The 9205-nt window shown below is 61.4% G+C and carries 9 protein-coding genes; 6 read left to right on the top strand and 3 right to left on the bottom strand.

The window, feature by feature from the left end:
• From CG471_RS30385 to CG471_RS27655, 3 genes are all read right to left on the bottom strand, one after another.
• Positions 1–1315: hypothetical protein (locus CG471_RS30385; protein ID WP_143560294.1), on the bottom strand; the 1315-nt coding region annotated here is incomplete at its 3' end.
• Positions 1316–1317: 2 nt separating this feature from the next.
• Positions 1318–2982: a hypothetical protein gene (locus CG471_RS27660; RefSeq protein ID WP_037509309.1), complete on the bottom strand. Its 1665-nt coding sequence runs from the start codon at positions 2980–2982 to the stop codon at positions 1318–1320.
• 107 nt (positions 2983–3089) lie between these two features.
• On the bottom strand, positions 3090–4502 hold the full coding sequence (locus CG471_RS27655; RefSeq protein WP_062069127.1) for a tyrosine-type recombinase/integrase: 1413 nt from the start codon (positions 4500–4502) through the stop codon (positions 3090–3092).
• Positions 4503–4647: 145 nt separating this feature from the next.
• Between CG471_RS27655 and CG471_RS27650 the strand changes: the two genes are divergently transcribed.
• The 6 genes from CG471_RS27650 (at position 4648) to CG471_RS27625 (ending at position 8907) form a co-directional block, all read left to right on the top strand.
• Positions 4648–5046, top strand: a complete 399-nt coding sequence (locus CG471_RS27650) for a hypothetical protein (protein ID WP_230588553.1) — start codon at positions 4648–4650, stop codon at positions 5044–5046.
• Entirely contained in the window at positions 5033–5245 is a 213-nt protein-coding gene (locus CG471_RS27645) for a hypothetical protein (RefSeq protein WP_037509313.1), read from the top strand. Before CG471_RS27650 ends, CG471_RS27645 begins: the two co-directional genes overlap by 14 nt.
• Before the next feature lie 663 nt (positions 5246–5908).
• Positions 5909–6868, top strand: coding sequence for a DUF2493 domain-containing protein (locus tag CG471_RS27640; protein ID WP_037509315.1), 960 nt, complete (start codon positions 5909–5911; stop codon positions 6866–6868).
• A gap of 154 nt (positions 6869–7022) precedes the next feature.
• Positions 7023–7499, top strand: a complete 477-nt coding sequence (locus CG471_RS27635) for a DUF6878 family protein (RefSeq protein WP_037509317.1) — start codon at positions 7023–7025, stop codon at positions 7497–7499.
• Between the two features lie 10 nt (positions 7500–7509).
• Positions 7510–7899: a hypothetical protein gene (locus tag CG471_RS27630; protein WP_037509318.1), complete on the top strand. Its 390-nt coding sequence runs from the start codon at positions 7510–7512 to the stop codon at positions 7897–7899.
• A 603-nt stretch (positions 7900–8502) separates the two neighbouring features.
• Complete coding sequence (locus CG471_RS27625) at positions 8503–8907, top strand: single-stranded DNA-binding protein (RefSeq protein WP_037509321.1); 405 nt, start codon at positions 8503–8505, stop codon at positions 8905–8907.
• Positions 8908–9205 lie beyond the last annotated feature (298 nt).

Here is a 9205-nt window from a genome sequence, read left to right as displayed (position 1 = left end):
CCCCCCGAATCAAGGCCGGTTTGAACAGGGGCTCATCATCTCGCGGCGCTTCCGTTCGATCGGCGCTGTTGTGTAGATAGTCCTGCAACCGTATTGCTGCCAATACGGCCCTGGCAACAGGCTCTATTACAGTCCAGCGATGTTCAGCGCCGTCGACGTTTTTGCGGGTTTTGAAGATTCTTCCGACGAGTTCGTAGCCCTTAACCTTCCCATGTTCGTCTCGCACGAGTCTTAGGCAACCACGCTTGAGCGCGGCCGCTTCCTCGCCTCGCATTCCGGATAATAGGCCGATTACGAGATAGCACGCGGCCATCGCCGGTATGAAGGTATAACGACTGCTGAAGCTAGGAAGATGCGACCGCCACGCAGTGTTTGTTCCTGGCATGTTGGCCCAAACACTGCTTGCGCCTGGGCGCTCGGTTCCGAGTTGCGAGATTGCCTTCTCGAGCATAGCCGAGCGTGCTTTCAGCACTTCCACGCCGAGACCGCTGGCCTTGCAGATTTCTGGCCACGCGGGTCGACCATCTTGGGTCGCCGGTACTCCAGAGCCTGATGCTTCAAGTGCATCCAAATAAGCGCGCAAGCGCTGGTCACTTAGTTTCGGTGACACTCTTTGCCGACGCGCGGCGATGTTGACGCCAGCTATTCGATGTCGGGCGATGAGATCGTCGATCCCATGATCGACGTAGAACATGGCCCACCGCAACGCCGGCGCGCTAATGGCTTCCGGTATTCGCGGTGTGACATTTTCTCGGCCACCCCGGTATCCCGCGATCCGAGTCGCTGAACGGTTACCCCAAGGAGCTATCCCGATCCCCCGGAACGACAGGTAGGGCGTATAGAGCGCAAGTCGCCGTACGCAGAGGATCTTGTAGACAAGAGTTGCCGGTGCGAGGTGCCGCTTCGCGGACAGCCAGTGATCCAGCCAAGGCTGATCGATCTCGTGTAGTTGAAATCCGGCTTCCCGCACTTCTTGCAAAAAATACCGGATGATATTGCCGACCTGCATCAGCGAACCAGGTTTCAGGACGCCGAGGCGGCCGCGCACCTTGTCTCGGGAGTCGTAGTTCAAAGACAGGAACAGATATTCTCGTACGAGTTCCCGCTCATCAGCATCGGCGATCCGACCGAAGCAGATACAGGCTTCATGGGCCTTTTTCGGCCGCGCGATGGCACATTCGAGCAGCCACTTATCGTCCCCGACCAGAGAGATATTCTGCTGCTCACGGCCACTCACGACCATGTGGGGCGGAATCACCAATGCCGAACGGTCAATCCGCCAAGATGCTTCGGCACGTTCCAGAACCGGACGCATGCTCAGCCCCGCTGAAGATGTGGCGGCAGAGCTGGCGCCACAGCGGTATTTCCCACTGTGGACCGAGCCTGTTCGATATCGCCAGCGTCGAACACGGGGAGTATCTGTACCATAATTCGATCATGGTCGGCGCTGTAGCGCTCGTGCCACTCCGCTTCCGTCATGACGGCGCGCCGATCAGCTAGCCATGTCAGATAGGTCAGCAACGCTGGCAGCTTCCGTGCGGTGAACACAGCATTCGGGCAATGGAGGCAGCCAGTGAACGCGGTGGCGCAGGAGCCGTCGTCATTCCGCCCAAGTGGGCTCGACCAGAATCCGGAACACATGCCGAGGAACGTATCGGCATTGCCTGAGATCAACGACGCGACAGCGCCTGCGTCGAGCTTTTGGTTTCCGATCGAGAGGCCGGCTACGAGCGCGCTGGTTTCCTCCTTCGGTGGCAGGACCAACGGTATCATCGCCATGTCGAACAATTGACCTTCGGCGACCTCTACCGAGCGCGCATGCTCTTCTCGAAGCCCGTCCACCGCGGCATAATGCCGAGCGGCAACTGGCTTCGAGTGATCGCTCGCGAAGCGGCGAAGGTGGCCTGCGTGGCGCACGTAATTGTCCCGCTTCACCGTTTTTCTTAGCTGGGCGGGAACGATCTTGGTTATCGGCTTACCCGCTTCATCGACGAGGCCGAGGCTTCTGATAGCGGCGTAGAAGTTATGGGTAGAAAGGCTGAACCGCCGCCAGCTCGGCAGTCCGGCTGCAACGAAGCCGACCCACAGGTAATCCGCATTCGGGTCGCCTCGATCGGCCATTCGCTCGGCGGCGGGCCGGGATAGTTCAAGGGCAAGGCGAACGAGTCCGCCTGGCGTATTGATGCCACCGTCACGCACGCGTTCGCGCTTGATCTTGGCGCGCAGACCGCCTCGCCCCTTCGTGTATTCAATGGAGACATATCCTCTCGCGGGGTTCTTCAGGCAGTCGCGCCGCAGGGTCCGCAGGCATTCTATCGGCATTTCGACCCGGAGCGCGATGGCGATGATGAAGCAGATCGCATCAGGCAGTGTGAGAACGAGAAGATCGCTGGCGGCGGCGATGGCAACCTTGCGATATTTGAACATGTCGAACTCGCTTCGAGCGGCACGCGTGCCGTCGGCGACTTTCAGGAACACATTCTCAAAGCGGCTCCTCTCCAGCTTGTTTCGCAAAGCTTCGATCTGCTCGCGTCCCGCCACGATCCTTTCGCGTGTAGCTATCACGCTGCGATCAGCGGCCTCTTTCAGGACGCGAGCGACGAACGGTGTCAACGGTTCGCGGGGCCGTAATGCCGTTCCATTGTGACGGCTCGTGAAGTTGATCCGCGCCTTCAGATCCGGACGTAGCAGATCAGGGTTGCGTTCGTCTATCGCGCGAAGGCCGTGAACAAGGCAACGGAACCGGGAGTATTGGCCCCGAACGTCGCAAGCATCGATGTCAGCGGCCGTAATCACGCGAAGCCCCCCGTCGAGGCGCCCGCTGGAGGACAGATGTTTGCCGAGCGGGATCCAGCTCTGTCGATACTGTTCGACACTCGGGACGGCCAGGCCGGCGAACAGCTCGTTCATCATCGGCCCAAGGTACAAGGCAAGATCGCGGCCCAGACCTTCGTTCCCTACCTCGTGCAGCAACCAGGTCATTTCGCGCCCGACACCGTCACGATGATGATAGGCTAGGATTGCGTCAGCTTGCGGCTCCTCCTGCTGCGGAGGTAAATCGCTGAACGATAGGCGAGGCCGTCCCACTGCTAGAAGAAGCCCATCAGACGAGAGTCCAGCGCCTCGGCCGCCTGATCTACGAGTTCGAAGGCTTCATCGAGGTAGGTGAGGTATTTTTCAGTGGTCAGGATGCTGGCGTGACCCAGCCATCGCTGGACCCGGCGCAAGGGGTCGCTGACGACCTTCATGTAGATTTCCTCGGTTCGATCTGGGACAGATCGACCGTCGAGCCTCTTCACTTCCGCTTTGATGAGGTGCGTAAGCCAGTAGACGGCAAAGGTATGCCGGAGGGTATGAGGCGATACCTGTAGGTCCCAGCCCATGTTCTCCGATAACTTCTTGCTGGTACGCCGGAAGATCGACTGCCATGCCGCGGGGGTGAGGGCTTGGCCGTCCTGCGCCAGCCATAATGCTGCCGGCTGCGCACTTTCCAATGGCGCGCCCGACCCGGGCAGCAATAGGAGATTCCGTCGTTCGTCGATTCGCAGAGTCGCCAGCGACCGCGGGCGTTGCTCGCCCTGGATCAAAACGCGCTGCCCGCCCGCAAGTGTGCCGATGAGCGGCTGCCGCATGGTCCGGACCCCACCCGCGCGTCGCCAGCGATCGACCAACTGGCTTCGCTCCTCGCGAACATAGGCGTCGATAAAGTTACCGGCGACCCGCCTCGGGAACGGCACCGATCGAGGTTTGCGCCCTTTGGTGATTGTGGCGGGAAGGTCGATCATGGCGGTGCGACTGCCCTGGAAGACGCAGGCATTCGTTGTCGGCAGTTCTCCGATCAGAAGGCTGGCGCCTTCCTCAAGTCTGACACCCGTGGTCACGAGTAGCTCGGCGAACGCGGCATCGCGCATCGGATTCCGGCGTTGAGTGATACCGCTCGCTTGACCCTGGTCCAACAGGCCTTGGTCTCGGAACAGAATGTAATCCTCGAGCGGGATCATGCGGATCGTATCTTCGGCAACCGCGCCATCACGGCGGAATCTGGTTTTCGGCGCCACTGAAATCAGTCTCACTTCCTCGCTGGCGGCCCATTGAAAGAACCGCGTCAACGCCGCAGACGTGCGCTTCCAAGACGATCCCGATAGTCGGAGCTCGCCCGGCCCCTCGAGCCGAAGGCTGCGATATTTCCCTACATCGACACTGGATGCGTCGAGTAACGACTTTGAACGCACATCCCGCAGATAGCGGGCAAAGACCTGAAGATCCCGAGCATAGTGGCCCGCGCTGGCAAGGGACACGCCATCGGATCGCAGGAACGTGATGAACGAATTGACTTCGACAACGGGGCTTCCGTCGGAATGAAGGAGAGAAGGGAGAGTTGTTTCGGGTAAGTATTTGATTGCGTCCTGCTTTATGGCGTCATCAAGCGCAGGCCGGATCATCATCCCATCAACAAATATAGGCTCGACGCCGAGCCAAGGATCGAACGGAAAAAGATGCACTGAATCCTCGATATGTCACTGGGCGCTTCCGCTTTATTGCCCCGACCCGATCGATGATGGGGCAATATCCATAGCCCGTCAAAGAGAATGAATCGTCTCAATGGCGACATAATTCTTCTGCGGCGCGATGAAGCCGGACGAAGTCATGGACCTGTCGATCGATGAGCTGCGCGTCATCGTGTTGATGGAGGCACGCGCGCGGCCACGTTTGCGCAATGTGCAGGGTTTGTGGCGCAAGCCGGTGCTCGGCTGTCGCGGTGCGATCCCCCGTCCCGGCAGCATCACCGAGTTTATCCGCGAGCGGGGGCTGCTGCCACCGTCCGAGATCGACCAGATCATGGACATCGCGCCAGACGCGCTTTTGGATTTTCAGGCGGCGCAAGCCGCCCTTCCTGTCGAGAAGCGGACGCCGATGGGCGACTGGCTCTACGATTTCCAGCACGCAGCTGCAGCGCTGCGCACCACAACACGCCTGCCTGATGATCCCGAGCGCGCATCAGCCAGGTCGCGTTTCAGCCAAGGAGGACCGGATGCCACGCTATAACCACCTTGTCACGATCGCCTTCAGTATCGTTTCGGACCACGAGCGCGGCGAGGATTTCACGCCAGCGATGCTCAAGGAGGCATTGTTCGCGCGGATCCGTGACCTCGACACTAGCACCGACGGGGTCGAGTGGCTCGAAGCGGTCGGCGCGCCATGCGACACCTATGAGGAAGAGCCGCCTGTGGTCTCCGATCGCTGACACCAACGACGGTTGCGCGAACGATGGCCCGCGTCGGACCATCTCGATCAGGTCAGCGATCGTGACGACAGTGGGCGCAAGCACGGGCACGAACTTGCAGCGTTCTCGACCATGATGACGCCATCTCACCCCGCGTTGGTCTCGCCCTTAAATCGTCCAGTATCGGTGCGAGGAGGTCGACGCGCCTTGCGCCATAGCGCGCCTGACCACTCCCGTTGGACGAGCGGCGCAGTGAGCCGATCTTGAACCATTTGCTCTGACCTCGAAGATCCGCTTGTGCGGACGCTGCCTGTCATGGTGCGGGCACCAGATGACGATGCCGGTGCCATGCCGGATTGGGGGTTATGACACCGCCGAGTGCAAACGGGTGACAGCGCGATCCGAAGCCCCAGATCTCGCGATCAGCGCCTGCGAGGGGGATTTTGGGCTCACCGTCTGAACCGACAGCCTCGCCGCCAGAGGATGCGGCACATGGGCGGTCGCGAGGGCCTGGCAACCCTTTCGCTGCGGGCCGTGTTGCCGCGTGCCGCGGCTGCCCGCTCCACCCCGCCACGAAAGGGTTTCCCTCGGCTGCGCCTCGGTGCCTGACCCTCTCGATCGACCGCCCAGGAGGTGCGCATCCGGCGGAGAGGCCGCCGGTTCAGAACCGAAAGGCAAGCCAACATGTCCACCTCGCTAGCAGCCGCCTTGGCGGCACTGGAACTGGGCCATCTCGAACCTGCCGCCGAAGAACTGTCGGGCATGGCGCCACCGCCGATCGAGGCCCTCGAGCAAACCGTCACCGCCATCTGGAGCGACCTCTTCACGACGATGACGAACACGTCGATCGAACGCGACATCGAAGATCTCGGCTGGAGCCTGGTCAATCTCTTCCACCGCGCCGCCGCCAAGAAGCATGGGCTGGTCGACCGGCTGACCGACGACATTCGGCTCCTCCTCGCCGAACAGGACGGCTCGGAGATCAGCACCAACGACCTGGAGGAGAAGATCGACCTCGCCAAGAAGGTCGAGGAATCCGCAGGCGCCTTCGAGGTCATGCGCGATGTCGCTGCCGCTCACTATATGCGCGAGACGGGGCGGTCCTGGGTTCCCTCTTCCGGCAACCGCATTTCGCTGGGCGTCACGGCCGCGATCGTCGACGGCAACGCCTTCCTGCGGGCACGTCGCGAACGTCGCCTCGAGGCCAATACTGCCCGCGGCACGCCGGTTGTGTTCGCAGGTGGCCGCCTGACCTTTGCCAATGATGCTGACCTCAAGACTTTCGCTGACAATCTGCTGGCGACGCTCAACAAGGTCCGCGCCCATGTCGGCGACATGTACCTCGTCCATGGTGGCGACATGAAGGGCATCGAGCGGCTTGCAGCCTCCTGGGCCGAACAGAAGGGCATCCAGCAAGTGCGGTTCGGTCTCGATCGCAAGCTGGGGGATCGCGCTGGCTTCCGCCGCAACGAGCAGATGCTCTCGCTCAAACCCCGGTTCGTCATCGCATTCCAAGGCAATGGTGTGACCGAACGGCTCGTGATCGAGGCGAAAGCCCGCAACATCCGTGTCGTTGACCGGCGCGGGCCGCTCGGCGCCCCTCCGGCATCCCTCAAAGCCGAGGGCCGTCAGCGATCAAGCTGACGGCCAGGGGAGCACCCTGACGTGGGTGCCTTCCCCCTTTTTTTAGCCTCATCGGGAAAGAACGCCCGCCAGCCAGAGGGGAGGTTGCGACGGCGTGAGCGGGCCGCGCGGGATCGCCGGCTCGGCTTGAAACCATCCCTACTGGAGACATGAAATGGATCATGCAGCACCGCTGACGCCGGTCAATATCGACTGGGGCGCCGTCATGGCACGCCACGCCGCTTACGAGGCGAAGACCGCCTCGCTCATGCCATTGAACAAGGCTGCGCTGTTCGATGCGTTCCAAACTGTCGGTATCACCTTGGTCACGGTGGCTTTCGACGGCGGTGGCGATTCCGGTCAGATCGAAAGCGTTGATGCCGTCGCCGGCGACGAACCGGCGGATCTGCCCCAGGTGCAGATTACCCTGCTCAAGGCGCAGCCGGATGGCTCCGGAACTGAGACGGCGATCATGTCAGTCGCCGACGCTATCGAAGACCTTGCGTATCAACTCCTCACCCAAAGCCATCCGGGCTGGGAGAATAATGACGGCGCCTATGGCGAATTCCGCTTCGACGTGTCCGCCCGGACAATCACGCTCGATCACAACGACCGCTACACCGCGGTCGAATCCTTCGAGCATGAATGGTGAGGAGGGTGTGATGGGACATTGCTATCACCACGCGCTGTCGTCGGTTCGTAAATGGGGCGGCGTGGCCGAGGATTATCTGCCGCTGCATCAGTGGTTCGATGAATCGAAATCCATCACCGCCGATTATCGGCATCGTGCGCTGCGGCACCATGCCGAAGGCATTTTCATGCTCGAGCGCTTTTTCGGCGCCACCATCACCATTTCGACTGGACGCCAGGTGCCGGTTCGGTTGATCGGCGAGCAGCACGTCATGGAAGACCTCGGTTTCATTCCGAGCTTTGTCGACTGGGTTCGGTGCATCCAGCCCAAGCCCTGGATGGGCCGCGCGCAACCGATCCATACCGTTGTCGACCCATTCGCCGTGGCCGATGGCAATGCCACCGAGCGCGCGACAGCGTAATGGCTTCGCATGCGGCGGGGCAGACGCGCCGCATCCGGGCTGGTGAGTGCGGCCCGGAAGGTCACCTCCTCTGCGATGAGGTGACCTCGGCCGCTCTGTCCTGATGTGCCGCAGGCGGGGCTTTGGCAGTTGACCGTTGTCCTTCGCGCTTGTCGATCCGCAAGGCCAACACCAACGCCAGGCAGCAGTGAAGGCCATCATGCCATCTCTGGGAATTCCGCAGCGCTCTATCTGCCGTGTTGCTGACGCTTGGGGCCGAAGTGTGGGGCAGATGGAGAGAGCTGTACCACCCCCGGTGGAGATTGTGGGGATCGTGGGCTGACGGGGCGGGGATAGACGACGTCCGGCATGGTTTCCGTCAGATCGTGCCGGCAGTGAGGAATAACCCCTTCTTATTCACCTGCCCCCTAAGTCGGCCGTCCAGCGTCTCCAACCCGCGAACCTTCGGGCCGAGTTGCCGTGTGCCACGGCTGCCCGCACCACCCCTCGTTTCGGGGTTTCCCTGCGCGCTGTCGCGCTCCGGTGGAGGCGCTGTCCTGGCCGCCTTTTTCGGGGATCAGTCGAAGGGATCATCCCTCGGCCGACAGAAAAGGAAACCTCGACATGCAGAACATCGTCATCCTCGCCGGCAACGTCGGCGCCACCCCCGAAGCCCGCACCACGCAGGGCGGCATCAGGATCACCCATTTCAGCCTCGCGACTTCGCGGCCCAAGCGCGACAGCGACGGCAAGGTCATCAAGGATCGCGACGGCTACCGCGTCGAAGACACCGAATGGCACCGGATCACCTGCTTCAACGGCGTCGGCAAGACCGTTGAGGAATATGTCGACAAGGGCATGAAGGTGATGGTCCGCGGCCGCATCCATTACACCAGCTGGACCGATCAGGACGACATCAAGCGCTACGGCACCGAGATCATCGCCGACGAGGTGACCTTCCTAACCCGCGCCAAGCCGGCGGATCGCTCGGGCAACGACATGCCGGATGACGAAGAGATTCCCTTCTGAAGCCGGATCGGCCCGGTGGCATCTGCCACCGGGCCTTTTTCATGTGAGGATCGGCACATCGATAGCTTCGGCCTGGCGCTCTATCCAACTTCGGCAGGCTTCGAGCTCAGGTGAATAGGAATTCTCGCCATTAGGCCGATGCTTAATCGCGCCAGACAGCGGGCATTCAGCCTATGACGTGGTCTGGGACAAACCCGCCCTTCGTGGGCTTGACCTTGAACGACGGGTTTCGGATGAACCTGCCGCTCGAGAGGCTGCCCCCGGATGTTTTCAAGAATATCTACCATTCTCTCGCGCA

This window comes from Sphingobium sp. IP1 (assembly GCF_002708645.1).
GTDB classification, from domain to species: domain Bacteria; phylum Pseudomonadota; class Alphaproteobacteria; order Sphingomonadales; family Sphingomonadaceae; genus Sphingobium; species Sphingobium yanoikuyae.
The sequence above is the reverse complement of the archived record's forward strand: the minus strand, read 5'-3'. Positions and strand labels throughout refer to the sequence as shown.